Source organism: Bifidobacterium callimiconis (genome assembly GCF_003952005.1).
In the GTDB taxonomy this organism is placed as follows: domain Bacteria; phylum Actinomycetota; class Actinomycetes; order Actinomycetales; family Bifidobacteriaceae; genus Galliscardovia; species Galliscardovia callimiconis.
The window spans coordinates 135,220-150,848 of record NZ_QXGJ01000004.1 but is presented as its reverse complement, the minus strand read 5'-3'; the positions used below and the strand labels follow the sequence as shown (position 1 = coordinate 150,848).

Annotated in this window: 11 protein-coding genes; 9 read left to right on the top strand and 2 right to left on the bottom strand. The window is 62.5% G+C overall.

Annotated features, from left to right (window positions below):
- Complete coding sequence (locus D2E23_RS05280) at positions 1-1,005, bottom strand: zinc-dependent alcohol dehydrogenase family protein (RefSeq protein ID WP_126029938.1); 1,005 nt, start codon at positions 1,003-1,005, stop codon at positions 1-3.
- Positions 1,006-1,745: 740 nt separating this feature from the next.
- On the opposite strand from D2E23_RS05280, the gene D2E23_RS05275 reads away from it, so the two are divergent.
- From D2E23_RS05275 to D2E23_RS05255, 5 genes are all read left to right on the top strand, one after another.
- On the top strand, positions 1,746-5,495 hold the full coding sequence (locus D2E23_RS05275) for a thiol reductant ABC exporter subunit CydD/CydC (RefSeq protein ID WP_126029937.1): 3,750 nt from the start codon (positions 1,746-1,748) through the stop codon (positions 5,493-5,495).
- Between the two features lie 78 nt (positions 5,496-5,573).
- The gene (locus tag D2E23_RS05270; protein ID WP_126029936.1) at positions 5,574-6,428 is read left to right on the top strand and encodes an aldo/keto reductase; all 855 of its coding nucleotides are present in this window, start codon (positions 5,574-5,576) and stop codon (positions 6,426-6,428) included.
- 40 nt (positions 6,429-6,468) lie between these two features.
- Complete coding sequence (locus D2E23_RS05265; RefSeq protein ID WP_126029935.1) at positions 6,469-7,203, top strand: HNH endonuclease family protein; 735 nt, start codon at positions 6,469-6,471, stop codon at positions 7,201-7,203.
- Positions 7,204-7,262: 59 nt separating this feature from the next.
- Positions 7,263-8,663 (top strand): Nramp family divalent metal transporter, encoded by a 1,401-nt coding sequence (locus D2E23_RS05260; protein WP_420897291.1) that lies wholly within the window; start codon positions 7,263-7,265, stop codon positions 8,661-8,663.
- 181 nt (positions 8,664-8,844) lie between these two features.
- Entirely contained in the window at positions 8,845-10,152 is a 1,308-nt protein-coding gene (locus D2E23_RS05255) for a sensor histidine kinase (protein WP_126029934.1), read from the top strand.
- 6 nt (positions 10,153-10,158) lie between these two features.
- Here D2E23_RS05255 and D2E23_RS05250 read toward each other — a convergent pair whose 3' ends face one another.
- The gene (locus D2E23_RS05250) at positions 10,159-10,863 is read right to left on the bottom strand and encodes a response regulator transcription factor (RefSeq protein WP_126029933.1); all 705 of its coding nucleotides are present in this window, start codon (positions 10,861-10,863) and stop codon (positions 10,159-10,161) included.
- A 371-nt stretch (positions 10,864-11,234) separates the two neighbouring features.
- Here D2E23_RS05250 and pstS point away from each other — a divergent pair, with 371 nt between their 5' ends.
- The 4 genes from pstS to pstB all read left to right on the top strand — a co-directional run bounded on the left by pstS (position 11,235) and on the right by pstB (position 15,241).
- Positions 11,235-12,362 (top strand): phosphate ABC transporter substrate-binding protein PstS, encoded by a 1,128-nt coding sequence (gene pstS / locus D2E23_RS05245; RefSeq protein WP_126029932.1) that lies wholly within the window; start codon positions 11,235-11,237, stop codon positions 12,360-12,362.
- 117 nt (positions 12,363-12,479) lie between these two features.
- Positions 12,480-13,433, top strand: coding sequence for a phosphate ABC transporter permease subunit PstC (pstC, locus tag D2E23_RS05240; protein WP_126029931.1), 954 nt, complete (start codon positions 12,480-12,482; stop codon positions 13,431-13,433).
- Positions 13,433-14,425 (top strand): phosphate ABC transporter permease PstA, encoded by a 993-nt coding sequence (gene pstA, locus D2E23_RS05235; protein ID WP_126029930.1) that lies wholly within the window; start codon positions 13,433-13,435, stop codon positions 14,423-14,425. Before pstC ends, pstA begins: the two co-directional genes overlap by 1 nt.
- Before the next feature lie 36 nt (positions 14,426-14,461).
- Complete coding sequence (pstB, locus tag D2E23_RS05230) at positions 14,462-15,241, top strand: phosphate ABC transporter ATP-binding protein PstB (protein WP_126029929.1); 780 nt, start codon at positions 14,462-14,464, stop codon at positions 15,239-15,241.
- The last annotated feature ends 388 nt before the right edge of the window (positions 15,242-15,629 follow it).

Here is a 15,629-nt window from a genome sequence, read left to right as displayed (position 1 = left end):
TTACTTGCCGACCTTCACTACGGCCTTGGACACGCCCTTGATCTTGCCGTCGAGGAAGTCCTGCACCTCTTCAAGCTCGAGCTCGTGGCTGATCAGTCCGCCGATGTTCATCTTGCCGGTGGAGACGAGGGCGATGGCGTCCTTGAAGGTGAGCGGGTTGATGAAGGAGCCCTGGATGGTCAGCTGCTTCTTGTAGATGTCGTACGTGTTCATCTCGAAGTGAGCCTCCTGCGGGCCTACGCCGAACATGAGCACCTGAGCGCCCTTCTTGGTGGCGGCCACGGCCTGGGCCTGAGTGGTGGGCAGGCCCACGGCCTCGATCACCACGTCGTAGGCGTCGGCCGGGATCTGCTCGCGGGTGGTGTTGAACGTCTCGGTGACGCCGAACTTCTCCTTGTTGCGCTGCAGCTTGTCGTCGAAGATGCCGGCGAGGTCAACCTGGTGCACGCCGTAGGCCTGGAGCAGCTGGGCGAAGATCTGGCCCATGAAGCCGTCGCCGATCACGAGGGCCTTCTGGTAGGGGTGAAGATCGAGCAGGTCGAGTCCGTGCACGCCGCAGGAGACGGGCTCGATGGCGGCGGCGTCGCGCAGGCTGACGTTGTCGGGCAGCTTGTAGACCACGGAGGCCGGGGCGGTGAACTGCTCGGCCAGACCTCCGTCACGGGTCACGCCGACGGCGCTGAGGTGATCGCACAGCTCGGGACGCTGGGTGAGGCAGAACTCGCACTGGCCGCAGTAGATGTTCGGGTCCACGGCCACGCGGTCGCCGGGCTTGACGTTGGTGACTTCGGCGCCGATGGCCTCGACGATGCCGGAGTTCTCATGGCCGAGAACGATCGGCGGAACGGCGGCGGCGGAACCGGGGCGGCCCGCGTACAGATCGTGGTCGGTGCCGCACACGCCGGCGTATGCGGTGTTGATGAGCACTTCGTTCGGTGCGATTTCGGGGGTGGGGAGGTCCTGGATTTCGAACTGCTTGACACCGGTGAGAACGAGAGCCTTCATGATAATGCCTTTCCGTATGTTTCCTCGCGTTTGCGCCCGCGGGATGGCGTCGGCTTCTATGCCGTGATCGGGTGAATGGGTGACCGTGGGGTCGGAGTCCAATCCGCAGGTTTGCTTGTGATCGGGTGCGGATCGAGACTGTTTGTTTCACGTGAAACGACGTGAATGCGTTGGCGATCGTCGTCGATGGCGATCGTCGGCCGGGAAAGTGCATCACATATGGGTCTGACGGCGGACGAGGCGCTCGTGGCGATGGCGGAACTGCACCGCCATCAGAGCTGCATCGTCAAAGAACTTCATCATGGCGGAATCACCTCCTGTCGCGTCGTTGCTGATGGTCTATGTGTCGATCATTACGCGACGATTCAAAGACCGTGTTGCGCTGATCGTGGGGTGTAGGTTGAACATCGCGTCCAGCTGCAATGCCTTCAATGTGATGTTCTTGCTGCGTTGTTGGTGCTTACTTTAGCTTATGGAAAAAACTTTTGCAAATCATATTGGTAGAACTTGCGACACGCCTCAAATTTCAACGGTTTAAAGATGTCTTAAATATGGTTTTCAGAGCTACCTGACTTGCTTGCGGCCATGATGCGCACCGGACGACACCTGCGCAGAGCTGAATTCGGACTCTTCCCTAATCGACCGAATCACGCTACCGTGGTAAGGCTGCGAGAACACATGCTGAATATGCTGATACGCATCACATATCCATATGCAAAAGGGGAGGCAAAGGGGAAGGTATGTTCGACAAACGACTGTTTTCCGTGGTCCCGGGCGTCGGCAGACTCGTCGCCGGCAAGGCGGCGCTGCTCTGGGTCACATTGCTGGCGAATATCGCGTTCGCCATCACGCTGGTGATGTTCCTGTTCGATCTGCTCAACGCCGCGGATCCGCACCGTCCGGTGACGGCGAACTGTCAGATCACCCCGAACGGCGGTTGCGCGCCGGCACCCGGCCTCGCCGATATCCACATCGCCATGACCCCGAATCAGGCCGTCCCCTACATCGTCGCGTTCATCGTCATCGCCGCCATCCGATACGCGGCCACGCGCGGCGCCACGCATCTGGGATTCCTCGCCGCGGAAAAGGTCAAACTCGCCCTGCGACAGAACATGATCCGCAAGATGCACGCCCTCGGCCCGTCCTACTCCAACACCGTGCGCACCTCCAGCGTGGTGCAGCTCGCCGGCGAGGGCGTGGAACAGGTGCAGTCCTTCTTCGATCTGTTCCTGCCCCAGCTGTTCTACAGCGTGCTCGCGCCCATCACCCTGTTCGTCGTGCTGCTGCCGGTGAACCTGCCGGCGGCCGTCACGCTGCTCGTCTGCGCGCCGCTCATCGTGCTCATCGTCGGACTCGTCGCCATGAGCGCCGCCCGGGTCTTCAAGAAATACTGGGGCAAATACACCGATCTCGGCGCCACGTTCCTCGACGACCTCCAGGGACTCGAGACCCTGAAGAACTTCGACGCCGACAAGGCCGCCCACGCCACCATGAACAGACGCGCCGAGGAATTCCGCGTCATGACCATGAAGGTGCTGCAGATCCAGCTGCGCTCGCTGTCGGTCATGGACCTGGTCGCCTACGGCGGTGCGGCGGCCGGCATCGGCGTGGCGCTCTGGCAGTACGTCTCGTACGGCGTGAACCTGCCCGGCGTGCTGCTCATCGTGCTGCTGTCCGCCGACTTCTTCATTCCGCTGCGACAGCTCGGTTCCTACTTCCACGTGGCGATGAACGGCATGACGTCCAGCCGCAAGATCCTCGATCTGCTTGATACTCCAGAGCCCGACCATGGCAGTGCGGCCATGCCCGACGCCGACGTGACCGTGCGTTTCGACGGCGTCGGATTCCGTTACGCCGATACGGCCGCCGAGAGCAATACGACCGATACGTACGCCCTGCGCGACGCGTCGTTCATCGCACGCCCCGGCGAACTCACCGCTATCGTCGGCATCAGCGGCTCCGGAAAATCCACTGCGGCGGGACTACTCGCCGGACGACTGACGGGGTATACGGGATCCATCACGTTTACGGGGGACGACCCCTCCGGCAGCGAGACCGTGGAACTGCGCGACGCCTCATTGGACTCGCTGCTCGCCGGCGTGACCATCGTCTCCGCCACCAGCCATCTGTTCCATGACACCCTGCGTGCCAATCTGCTCATGGCCGATCCTGACGCCACTGACGACGACCTGTGGCACGCCCTCGAACTGGCACGCATCGCCGACTTCGTACACGCGCAGCCGAACGGCCTCGACATGCCCATCGACGAAGGCGCATCCAACCTCTCCGGCGGGCAGAAGCAGCGCATCGCACTGGCACGCGGCCTGCTGCACGACTCCGCCATCACCGTATTCGACGAGGCCACCAGCAACGTGGACGCCGACAGCGAGCGTCTGATCCTCGATGCGATCCACGATCTCGCATCCGCCGGCAAGACCGTCATCATGATCACCCATCGCATGGCCAACGCCGTGGATACCGATCGGGTGGCCGTGTTCGACCACGGTACGGTGGTCGAGACCGGTACGCATGACGAGCTCATGGCCGAGGGCGGCGAGTACGCGCGACTGTTCCGTGTGCAGAGTGCGGTGGAGGAGTTCGGGGAGTGCGGGGGCGGTTCCTCGTCTTGTGTGGATGATCGGGGTGTTCGTGACACTGTGTTGTGTGGTGCTGGGCTGGGCTCCCCTCAGTCGGCTGGCGCCGACAGCTCCCCTCAGAGAGGGGAGCCAGAACATGCAAACACATCGGAGGCGCGGCGTCCTGGGGGCTCCCCTCAGTCGGCTGGCGCCGACAGCTCCCCTCAGAGAGGGGAGCCAGAGCCGGGGATGGCTACGGTGGCGTTGATTCGGCGGTTGCTGGGGGAGGCGAGTCCGCTCGCCGGATTCATGGCCGCGGCCGTCGTCTGTGGTGTGATCGGTCATCTGTCCGCCACACTACTGCCCACGTTCGGCGTGATCGGCCTGTTCGCGCTCGCCGGACACCCCGTATGGGGCATCGGCGTCGTGCCGGCCGTGATCGGACTGGCGGTCTGCGCCGTACTGCGTGGCGCGATGCGCTATGTGGAACAGTTCATGAACCACAATGTGGCGTTCCGTCTGCTTGCCCTGTTCCGCGACAAGGCGTTCGGCGCGCTGCGTCGTCTCGCGCCGGCCAAGCTCGCCGGCCGTGGCAAGGGCGATCTGGTGGCGCTTATCACCACCGATGTGGAGCTGCTTGAGATCTTCTTCGCGCACACCATCTCCCCGGTGGTCATCGCCGTCGTCACGTCGATCGCGTTCGCCGCACTGCTCGCTGGATTGAACCCGTGGTTCGCGCTGCTGCTCGTCATCGCCCATCTGACGGTCGGCGTGGCGCTGCCGCGACTGTTCGCCGCACGCGTGACCCCGTTGGGTGCGCAGATCCGCAAGACGTCGGCCGAACTCGACGACTACGTGCTCGACGGTATGCGCGGCATGGATGAGACCATCCGTTTCAATCAGGGAGAGCGCCGCGTGGCATCGATCACCGAACGCACCATGGCGTTGTGGAATCGTCGTGGTCGGCTCAGTCGTGCCAATGGCGTGTTCGCCGGACTTGGCGGTGTGCTGGTCGAACTGTTCACCGTGATCGCGGCCGCCATCGCCCTGACTTTGGCGTTCGCCGACTCGCTCAGCGTGCCGAATTCGATCGTCGCGGTCACGCTGATCTCCAGTTCGTTCGGTCCGACGCTCGCGTTGAGTGCACTGCCGGCCAATCTGACGCAGACGTTCGCGTCGGCCCGTCGACTGTTCGCGCTCATGGACGAGACCCCGGCCGTGGAGGAACACGGCACCGCAGTGCCGGACTACACCGGCATGACGCTCGATCACGTCACCTTCGCCTATCCCGGCAACGAATCCGCCGTCATGCCGACGATTCTGAACGACGTCTCGCTGAGCGTGCCGCGGTCCGGCGTACTCGGCGTACAGGGCCGTTCCGGCGCCGGCAAGTCCACCATGCTCAAACTGCTCATGCGCTACTGGGATCCGGATTCCGGAGTGGTTCGTATGTCCGGCGTCGATCTGCGTGCCGTGGATGCGCAGCATCGTCGTCTGTTACAAGCCATGCTGGCGCAGGAAACTTATCTGTTCGATGGCACGATCCGCGAAAACCTGCTGCTTGCCGATCCGCACGCCAACGACGAGGATCTGGCCGACGCGTGCCGCAGCGCCAGCGTGACCGACCTGATCGATTCGCTGCCGAACGGACTCGACACAGCCGTGGGCGAGCTGGGTGACCGACTGTCGGAAGGCGAGCGCCAGCGCATCGGTCTGGCTCGCGTGTTCCTTCGCCGTGCAGATCTGGTGCTGTTCGACGAGCCGACGAGCCGTCTTGACGCGCTCAACGAGGCCGTGATCCTGCGTTCCATCGATGATCTCGCTCATGGAACAACGGACGGCCCCGCGGTCATGCTCGTCTCCCACCGCGAATCTGCCATGCGCATCGCCGACCGCATCATCCACGTCGACTAGGTCTTTTCCGGCTTCCATCATGTGGCGCCTATCATGGCAGAAGACAATACCGTGCAATCGCAGAACCAAGGAGATCTCATGGCTTTCGGACCAATCCCCAATATTGAACTGTCCAACGGCGCGTCCATTCCGCAGATCGGCCTGGGCGTGCTGCGCATCGACGACGACGCCACCGCGCCGGTGGTCGAATCCGCGCTCGAAGTGGGCTACCGTCACATCGACACCGCCGCCGGCTACGGCAACGAGGGCGGCGTGGGACAGGCGTTGGAGGCCAGCGGCTACGCGCACGGTACCAAGCGCGAACAGGTGTGGGTCACCACCAAGCTGCGCGACTCCGAACAGGGATACGATTCCGCGCTCAAGGCGTTCGACCGTCAGCTCGGACTGCTGCGCACCGACTACGTGGACATGTATATGATCCACTGGCCCACGCCGTTCGACTGGCGTAGCAATGACGTGTGGCGCGCGTTCACGCGTCTGCGCGACGAAGGCCGTGTGCGCACGCTCGGCGTGTGCAACTTCCTCCCCGAGCATCTGGAACGTCTGCACGACGAGACGGGGGAGTGGCCCGCCGTCGATCAGATCGAACTGCACCCCACCTGGCAGCAGCGTGAGGTGACCGCGTTCTGCAAGGCGCACGGCATTGCCGTGGAAGCTTACTCGCCGATCGCCCGCGGCGCCGATCTCAACGCCGGCGACGGCGTGATCGCCCGCATCGCCGAGGCACATGGTGTCAGCCACGCCCAGGTGATCCTGCGTTGGCACATCGAGAACGGCACGATCATCATCCCCAAGTCCGTGCACAGGGAACGTCAGATCGAGAACGGCACGCTGTTCGACTTCGCGCTCACCCCCGAGGAACACGCGGCCATCGACGCACTCGACGGCCCGACCCGTGCCGGCCACGATCCGCGCACCTTCTCCTACAGCTGATCGCAGAACCAGCCGAACCAGCGAAGCGATCGAAACCATCATGGCCAAACGTCGCAAACGCGCATTCCGAGGATCGTCGCCGCTCGAACGGCTGGAGATCCTCGTCGTGCTGGCCATCGTGGCCGGAGTCAGCGCCGGACTGCTGCTGCCGCAGGTAAGCGTGACCATCGGCAAGGCCACCGGCGAATACACGGCGACCGGCAGTGCGGCCGACACTCTGGCCACGCTCGCCGTGGTCGACGATCGCAAGCCGTCGAGCACCTATCAGCGTGACGCGTTCGGCTTCCGCGAATACGATCCCGACGGCAACGGCTGCGATTCGCGCAACGACACGCTCGCCCGCGACCTCAAGAACGTCACCTACGCGAACGCCGAACGATGCAAGGTCGAATCGGGTACGCTCGACGACCCGTACACCGGCAGGACGATCGAATTCAAACGCGGACAGACCACCAGCGCCGCCGTGCAGATCGACCACGTCGTGGCGCTCAACAACGCATGGAAATCCGGCGCGGACACGTGGGACACGAAAAAACGTTACGAATTCAGCAACGACCCGTACAATCTGCTGGCCGTGGACGGGCCGGCAAACGTGGAGAAGGGCGACGCCGACGCCTCCGTATGGCTGCCGCCGAACACGAGCTACGACTGCGCGTACGTGGCAAGACAGATCGGAGTAAAGGCCAAATACGGACTGAGCGTCACCTCCGCGGAAAAAGAGGCCATGCTCAAAACCCTCGCCGACTGTCCCGGCCAGTCCGTGCCGTCGGACTGAGCGGCCAGACCGCATCGTGTCCCGCCGATACGCAATGGTGCTATAACGGCGGTGTGACTATGAATGGGGAACAATCAACACTGAATAATCATGACGGTCACGACGGTGACGGCCGGAGCGGGATCGGGGAATCCCCTGTCGAGGATTACGGTCATCTGGACCCGCATGAGGCTGCCGCGCTCGCGGCCAGCGGCAAACCGCATCGCCAGCACATGCGTAGCGTGCCGAAACTGGCGGTCCCTCACACCGGCGCCAAAACCAAGCTGTCCGCCATCATCGGACCGGCGTTCGTGGCGGCCGTGGCCTACGTGGATCCGGGTAACGTAGCGGCCAACATCACGTCGGGCGCACGCTACGGATTCCTGCTGGTCTGGGTTCTGGTGCTCGCCAACGCCATGAGCGTGCTCATCCAATACCAGTCCGCCAAACTGGGCATCGTCACTGGGCAGTCGCTGCCGGCACTGCTCGGCAATCGCATGAACCCGGGCGGACGACTGCTGTTCTTCGCCCAGGCCGAGGTGATCGCCATCGCCACCGATCTGGCCGAGGTGATCGGCGGCGCCATCGCGCTCAACCTGCTGTTCGGCCTGCCCATGTTCATCGGCGGATGCGTGATCGGCGCGATCTCAACCGTGCTGCTGCTCTTCCAAGGCAAGCGGCAGAGCCTGTTCGAAAAGCTCATCGTCGTGCTGCTGCTCGTCATCACGTTCGGGTTCATCGCCGGACTGTTCATCGCGCCACCGAATCCCGGTAGCGTGCTTGGCGGTCTCGTACCTCGCTTCGAGGGCGCCGATTCGGTGCTCATGGCCAGTTCGATCCTGGGCGCCACGGTGATGCCCCACGCCATCTACCTGCATTCCACGCTGGTCAACGACCATTACGAAGGGCGGGACGAGCGCCCCGACATCAAACGAGAGCTGTTCGGCACCAAGATCGACGTGGTGTGGGCGCTGCTGCTGGCCGGTACGGTGAATCTGGCGCTGCTGCTGCTGGCGGCGAACAGCCTGCACGGCATGTCCGGCACCGATACGATCGAAGGCGCCCAACATGCGGTGGTGCAGGTGCTCGGTCCGGGAATCGGCGTGATCTTCTCGATCGGACTGCTCGCATCCAGCCTGTCGAGCACGTCGGTGGGCACGTATGCGGGTCAGGAGATCATGCATGGACTGCTGCACGTCGAGGCGCCGATGTGGGCCTGCCGCGTGATCACGCTGGTTCCCGCACTGGTGGTGCTCTGGTTCGGCACGAACCCCACGTTTGCGCTGGTGGTCGGTCAGGTGGTCCTGTCGATCGGCATTCCTTTCGCCATCATCCCGCTTATGCGGTACACGCACGATAGGCAGCTGATGGGCGAGTGGGTTGACGGTCCGGTCAAGCATGTGATCTTCCTGCTCGTCGTCGTGCTGATCATCGTGCTCAACGTGGCACTGGTGGCGCTCACCCTCGCCGGACAGAACTGACGGCTGATTCGCCGACGGTTCGACACGCCGATATCGTGCGTGAATTCATCGGACGGTCATATTCCGTACACTGGCTGGCCGTTTATCGGATTGTGTCGTCCGTGGCCCGTCCATAATGTGGATAACGGAAAATCGATTGACGACAGGCGGGAGAACGCCTGCACGAGTGGACGGGGCAGATATGTCGGATTTCGTGACCGCGATAGTGACCACGGTGGTGGTCATGGCCGTAATCGCGATCGTGCTCATCAGTCTGGCATGGCGATACGGCGTGATGGCCGGCGAGGAACACGCCAAGACACGACATGCCGATGAACAGGACGCGATCCCGCAGTCGATCTACGGCAGGGGAGTATCCGCCGACGAGGCGTCGCGCAACCTGCTGCAGACACTGCGTAGCGGCACCATCATCGTCGACGGGCTCGGCGACGTACGATACGCCAGTCCGAAACTGGACAATCTCAACGTGGTGCGCGACGGTCATCTGGTGTCCGATGAGATCCGGGACATTCTCGCCCAAGTCGCATCCGACGGCGAAATCCGTGACCGTGAGGTCGAAATGACCATGCACTCGCCGTCCGGCCGTATCACCGAACAATCCGACATGTATCTGCAGGTGCGCATCGGCCGCATCGCCACCATCGACCCGCTGCCGGTCACGTTCGGCACCGAGATCGCCAACGCCGGCGGCGCCAACGAGCTGTATGTGATCTTCCTTGAGGACATCAGCGAGAAACACCACTTCGAACAGATGCGTCGCGATTTCGTGACCAACGTGTCGCATGAACTCAAGACGCCGGCCGGTGCGATCTCACTGCTCGCCGAGACCGTGTCCAGCGCGGCCGACGACCCGGACGCCGTACGCTACTTCTCCGGCAGGATCTCCAAGGAGTCTGACCGCCTGACCGAACTCGTGCAGAAGCTCATCGCCCTGCAGAAGGTGCAGGACGAGGACGGTCTCGCCGCCACCGACAGCGAGCCGGTGTCCATACCGAAGATCGTGCGCGAGGCCGTGGCCGAGAACGAGGTGCAGGCCGCCGCCAAGCATATCGAGATCCGCATGTACTTCGGTGACGACACTGAAGGCGTGACCGCGGAGACCTCGAACGACGGCCAGCCCGACACATCGCTCGACGACGAGATCATCGTCAAGGGCGATGCCGATTCGCTCAAGACGGCGGTGAAGAATCTGGTGGAGAACGCCATCCACTATTCGCCGGAGAACACGCATGTGGGCGTGAGCGTCCGCAAGAACGGGCGGGTGCAGATTCGCGTGGTCGATCAGGGCATCGGTATTCCCGCCGACGCGCAGAAGCGCATCTTCGAGCGCTTCTACCGCGTGGATCCGGCGCGCTCGCGCGCCACCGGAGGCACCGGTCTGGGACTGGCGATCACCAAGCACATCGTGCAGGATGCGGGCGGCACGATCTCCGTATGGTCCAGGCCGGGGGAGGGCTCCACCTTCACCATCGACCTGCCCAACGCATGACTTCGCCTACTCTGCCGGTTCGTCGATCTTGTAGCCGAGGCCGCGCACGGTGGTGATGTAGTGCGGGTGGGCCGGATCCTCCTCGATCTTGGAACGCACACGCTTGATATGCACGTCCAGCGTCTTAGTGTCACCAACGTAGTCCGAACCCCACACGCGATCGATCAGCTGATGACGGGTCAGCACACGACCCTTGTTCTGCATCAGATACTCAAGCAGTTCGAACTCCTTGAGCGGGAAGAACACGCTTTCGCCGTGCACCGTCACCGCATGCTGTCCAACCTGCATACGGATCGGCCCGCACACCAGAGGAATATCGTCGTCGTTGCCGTCGGCGCCATCCGTGCTACCCGGGCCGCGACGCAGCACCGCGCGCACGCGGGCCAACAGCTCGCGGAACGAATACGGCTTGGTCACATAGTCGTCAGCGCCGATCTCCAACCCCACAACCTTGTCGATCTCGGAGCTCTTCGCCGTAAGCATGATGATCGGTACGCGGCTCTGCTCGCGGATCCTACGACACAGTGACGTGCCGTCAAGACCCGGAAGCATCAGATCGAGCAGCACCAGATCAACGCCACCCTTGGTGAACAGTTCGAGACCCTCCTCGCCGGTGGCGGCGGCCACCACGTCATAGCCCTCGTGAGTGAACTGGTAGACCAGAGGCTCCCTGTATGATTTCTCATCTTCAACGATCAATATACGGGTCATGCGATTGACTCCCCCCTGTCGACTTACTCGTGACTGCGCAGGCACGATGACTTACTCAGGCACAGACAGCATACATCGCCATGCCGATACCTAGGATTCACCATACAAACCTTCAGACTTCACCCACCGTACGCCATCGGAAGTTACACAATCTACATCCGAACGACGTAGAAAACAGATATCAGCACAAGTTCACTTTCCGTTCACCCACAATGGTCACGCTCACTTCCAAGCTCCCATAATCTTGAATTGTCATAAAAAAGCGTGCTCGGCCAATGACAGCAACCTGAAGGCGGCACGCGGTCACGAACATTGGAATTTCAGTGATTTCTAACAGTTCGTGGCGGAAAAGGATATAAGAGGGAATAGTTATGCGAAAGAACATTCTTATGCGCTCCGTGGCCGTTGTGTCCGGTCTGGCCATGCTGGCCTCACTGGCGGCCTGCGGTGACAACACCTCCAGCTCCAGCAACGGCTCCAGCTCCAGCGCTTCCACCGAGAAGATCTCCGGCGACTTCCAGGGCGCGGGCGCATCCTCCCAGCAGAGCGCCGTCGAAGCCTGGATCGCCTCCTACCAGTCCACCAACCCGGACGCCAAGATCGCCTACAACCCCACCGGTTCCGGCGCCGGCGTCACCACCTTCCTCACCGGCGCCACCGCATGGGCCGGCTCCGATGCCGCCCTGACCAACGATCAGGTCAGCCAATCCAAGGACGTGTGCGCCGACGGCACCACCGCCTTCGACATCCCGGCCTACGTTTCCCCGATCGCCGTGGTCTTCAACCTCAACGGCATCTCCGGTCAGGGCAAGCACCTGAACATGGACGCCGACACCATCGCCAAGATCTTCGACGGCAAGATCACCAAGTGGAACGACGACGCCATCGCCAAGCAGAACCCGAAGGTCACCCTGCCCGACACCGCCATCACCGTGGTGCACCGTTCCGATAAGTCCGGCACCACCCAGAACTTCGTCAGTTACCTCAAGGACGCCGCTCCGAGCTCCTGGACCTACGACCTGAGCGAGAACTGGCCGAACGAGGTCGGCCAGGGCGGCAAGGGCACCTCCGGCGTGATCAGCACCGTCAAGCAGGCCGACGGCACCATCGGTTACGCCGACGCCTCCCAGGCCGGCGATCTCGGCACCGTCGCCCTGAAGGTCGGCGAGAAGTACGTGCCGTACTCGGCCGAAGCCGCCTCCAAGGTCGTTGACGCCTCCCCGCTCGACGACTCCGCCCAGGGCGACAACCGCGTGGTCGTCAAGCTCGACCACAACACCACCGCCGACGGCGCCTACCCGCTGGTCCTCGTCTCCTACGACATCGCCTGCCCGGCCTACAAGGACGCCAACACCGCCAAGTTCGTGAAGTCCTGGCTGACCTACGTGGTGAGCAAGGATGGTCAGGACGTGGCCGCCAAGAACGCCGGCTCCGCCCCGCTGTCCGACACGATGCGCGCCAAGATCACCAAGTCCATCGACGCCATCAAGACCGAGTGATTCGGTACGCTGAATCCTAAGGATCGAAGATCAGGCCGCAGTGTTTCCGCCTGAAGCGAGAGACACTGCGGCCTCATCCGGTTTTCGATCCGACCATTATTCGTGTAAGGAGAACCTGTGAGTTCGCAAGACAACGCTGCGGTTCAGGAGAACACGGGCAAGACCGGAGACAAGGTCTTCAAGTTCTTCGCCTACGCCGCCGGCATTCTGATTCTCGTCGCGCTCGCCGCAGTGGCACTGTTCCTGCTGTTCCGTGCGTGGCCCCTCATCGGCGGCGATCAGTCCGCCAACGCCGCCACCGTGGAGTCCTTCACCGGTGGCAAGGCGCACAGCTTCTGGCAGTACGTCGGCCCGCTCGTGTTCGGTACCGTGCTCGTCGCAGCACTGGCACTGATCATCGCCTTCTTCATCGCCGTGGGCATCGCACTGTTCATCTCACACTACGCGCCCAAGAAGCTGGCCGTGGTGCTGAGCTCCGTGGTCGATCTGCTGGCCGCCATCCCCTCCGTTATCTACGGTCTGTGGGGTGGTCTGATTCTGGTGCCGGCCATCGGTCCGTTCTGGAACTGGGTCGCCACCTATCTGGGCTGGATTCCGATCTTCAAGGGCCCGGCCGCAAGCCCTGCCCGTACGGTCGCCACGGTCTCCGTGGTGCTCGCCGTCATGATCCTGCCGATTATCACCTCCGTGTCGCGAGACATCTTCCAGCAGGCCCCGCGTCTGCAGCAGGAGGCCGCCCTCGCTCTGGGCGCCACCAAGTGGGAGATGATCAAGCTGGCCGTGATCCCGTTCGGCAAGTCCGGTATCGTGTCCGCCTCCATGCTCGGCCTCGGTCGTGCACTCGGTGAGACCATGGCAGTCCTCATGATTCTGTCTCCCGGTCTTACGTACTCGGTCAGGCTTCTGCAGGCGTCGCAGAGCCAGACGATCGCCGCGAACATCGCCGCGCAGTATCCTGAAGCCAACGATTTGGGCGTCTCCACGCTGATCGGAACCGGTCTGGTGCTGTTCATCATCACCTTCCTGGTCAACTTCATCGCCCGCAAGATCACTGAGAAAGCGAGCGTGTGATGACTTCCGCAAACGCCTCCGAATTCAGCAAGGTGCCCCAGCCCGACTTCGACAAGCTGGCCCCCACCCGTTCCTTCATCCAGGCGCGCAAGCGCAAGGACGCCATCATGCGAGGCCTCATCTACGTGGCCTTCCTGATCGCCCTGATCCCGCTGATCTCCGTGCTGTGGACCACCATCGTCAACGGCTTCAAGCGCCTGAACCTGAACTTCCTCTCCTACAACATGACCGGCGTGATCGGCGGTAACCCGACCCCGTCCGGCGGCTACGGCGGTGTGCTCCACGCCATCATCGGCACGTTGGAGATCACGCTCGGCGCCATGGTCATCTCCATCCCGATCGGTCTGATGTGCGCCGTGTATCTAGTCGAATACGCACAGCGTGGCGGCAAGCTCGCCCAGTCGATCTCGCTGCTCGTCGACGTCATGAGCGGTATCCCGTCCATCGTCGCCGGTCTGTTCGCCTACTCGATGTTCACGATCTTCTTCGGACCGGGTACGATCAACGGCTTCGAAGGCTCCGTCGCACTGTCGCTGCTGATGATTCCTACCGTCGTCAAGACCAGCGAGGAAATGCTCAAGATCGTGCCCCACGATCTGCGCGAAGCCTCCTACGCGCTTGGCGTGACCAAGCAGCGTACGATCACCAAGATCGTGCTGCGCACCGCACTGCCGGGCATCGTCTCCGGTGTGATCCTGGCAATCGCCCGAGTCATCGGTGAGACCGCTCCTCTGCTCATGACCGCCGGCTTCATCTCCAGCACCAACGTCAATCTGTTCAGCGGACAGATGACCACCCTGCCGGTGTACGTCTATCAGGAGTACAGCAAGCTCTCCGTGACCTGCCCGGTCAACGCCGACGCCAGCTGCGTGCCCACCATCCCGATGGAACGCGCCTGGGCCGCAGCCCTCGTGCTGATCATCATCGTGCTGCTGCTGAACCTGCTCGGCCGCTGGGTCGCCAAGGTGTTCGCCGTGAAGACGGAACAGTAAGTCGCCGCATAGAACGAATCAAGTTAAGGAAAACACATGGGACAGCGAATTGATGTCAACCATCTGAACGTCTACTACGGCAACTTCCTGGCCGTTGAGGACGTCAACATGAAGATCGAGCCGAACAAGGTCACCGCATTCATCGGACCGTCCGGCTGTGGCAAGTCCACCGTGCTGCGCACCCTCGACCGCATGCACGAGATCATCCCCGGCGCCCACTGCAAGGGCGAGGTCCTGCTCGAAGGCAAGAACCTCTACGCTCCGGACGTCGACCCCGTGGCCGTGCGCCGCGACGTCGGCATGGTGTTCCAGCGCCCGAACCCGTTCCCCACGATGTCCATTCGTGAGAACGTGCTCTCCGGCGTGACGCTGAACAACCGCAAGATCAGCAAGTCCGACGCCGACGACCTCGTCGAATGGGCTCTGCGCGGCGCCAACCTGTGGGAGGAAGTCAAGGATCGTCTTGACAACCCCGGCATCGGCCTGTCCGGTGGTCAGCAGCAGCGTCTGTGCATCGCCCGCGCCGTGGCCGTGCACCCGCAGGTGCTGCTCATGGACGAGCCCTGCTCCGCTCTGGACCCGATCTCGACCTTGGCCGTCGAGGATCTGATCAACGAGCTCAAGGGCGACTACACGATCGTGATCGTGACCCACAACATGCAGCAGGCAGCCCGTATCGCCGACTACACCGGCTTCTTCAACCTGAAGGCCGTTGGCCAGCCTGGCCACCTCGAGTACTTCGCCGATACGAGCACCATGTTCAACAATCCTCAGAACGAAGAGGCCGAGCGTTACATCTCCGGTCGCTTCGGCTGATCCACTCCGTCGGGAGAACTTTCGCATAGTCGCGCTCGCACGGGTCGTGTGCGGTCGGTGTGCGTGGAGGCCGTATGGTTGCACGCGGCTTCCATACCGCCGTCGGCGGCGCGTGGCCTGATGCGTTCGCGGCATTCCCTCCTCCCGGCGGTTTCATTCTTCCCCTGTGTTTTTCTTCTCTCCACTGGGGATGCCAAGGGCTCCTGCGCTGCCTCCGGGCAGCCAGGGGCCTTTTGTATTTCCTTTGTGCCCTATGTCTTGCGTCCTGCTCCCTGTGTCTTGCGTCTTACGCAGCCGAAGTAGATCCAAACCAAGCCGCAATTCACCAACTGAGACCCTGCCCAAATACCGACCCACCCCCTTCCTTAGTGTGATCACACTAAGAAAT

What these genes read in the sequence shown, in the direction of transcription:
- D2E23_RS05280 (WP_126029938.1), bottom strand. Translation starts at nt 1,005, where the DNA reads ATGAAGGCTCTCGTTCTCACCGGTGTCAAGCAGTTCGAAATCCAGGAC.
- D2E23_RS05275 (WP_126029937.1), top strand. Translation starts at nt 1,746, where the DNA reads ATGTTCGACAAACGACTGTTTTCCGTGGTCCCGGGCGTCGGCAGACTC.
- D2E23_RS05270 (WP_126029936.1), top strand. Translation starts at nt 5,574, where the DNA reads ATGGCTTTCGGACCAATCCCCAATATTGAACTGTCCAACGGCGCGTCC.
- D2E23_RS05265 (WP_126029935.1), top strand. Translation starts at nt 6,469, where the DNA reads ATGGCCAAACGTCGCAAACGCGCATTCCGAGGATCGTCGCCGCTCGAA.
- D2E23_RS05260 (WP_420897291.1), top strand. Translation starts at nt 7,263, where the DNA reads ATGAATGGGGAACAATCAACACTGAATAATCATGACGGTCACGACGGT.
- D2E23_RS05255 (WP_126029934.1), top strand. Translation starts at nt 8,845, where the DNA reads ATGTCGGATTTCGTGACCGCGATAGTGACCACGGTGGTGGTCATGGCC.
- D2E23_RS05250 (WP_126029933.1), bottom strand. Translation starts at nt 10,863, where the DNA reads ATGACCCGTATATTGATCGTTGAAGATGAGAAATCATACAGGGAGCCT.
- pstS (WP_126029932.1), top strand. Translation starts at nt 11,235, where the DNA reads ATGCGAAAGAACATTCTTATGCGCTCCGTGGCCGTTGTGTCCGGTCTG.
- pstA (WP_126029930.1), top strand. Translation starts at nt 13,433, where the DNA reads ATGACTTCCGCAAACGCCTCCGAATTCAGCAAGGTGCCCCAGCCCGAC.
- pstB (WP_126029929.1), top strand. Translation starts at nt 14,462, where the DNA reads ATGGGACAGCGAATTGATGTCAACCATCTGAACGTCTACTACGGCAAC.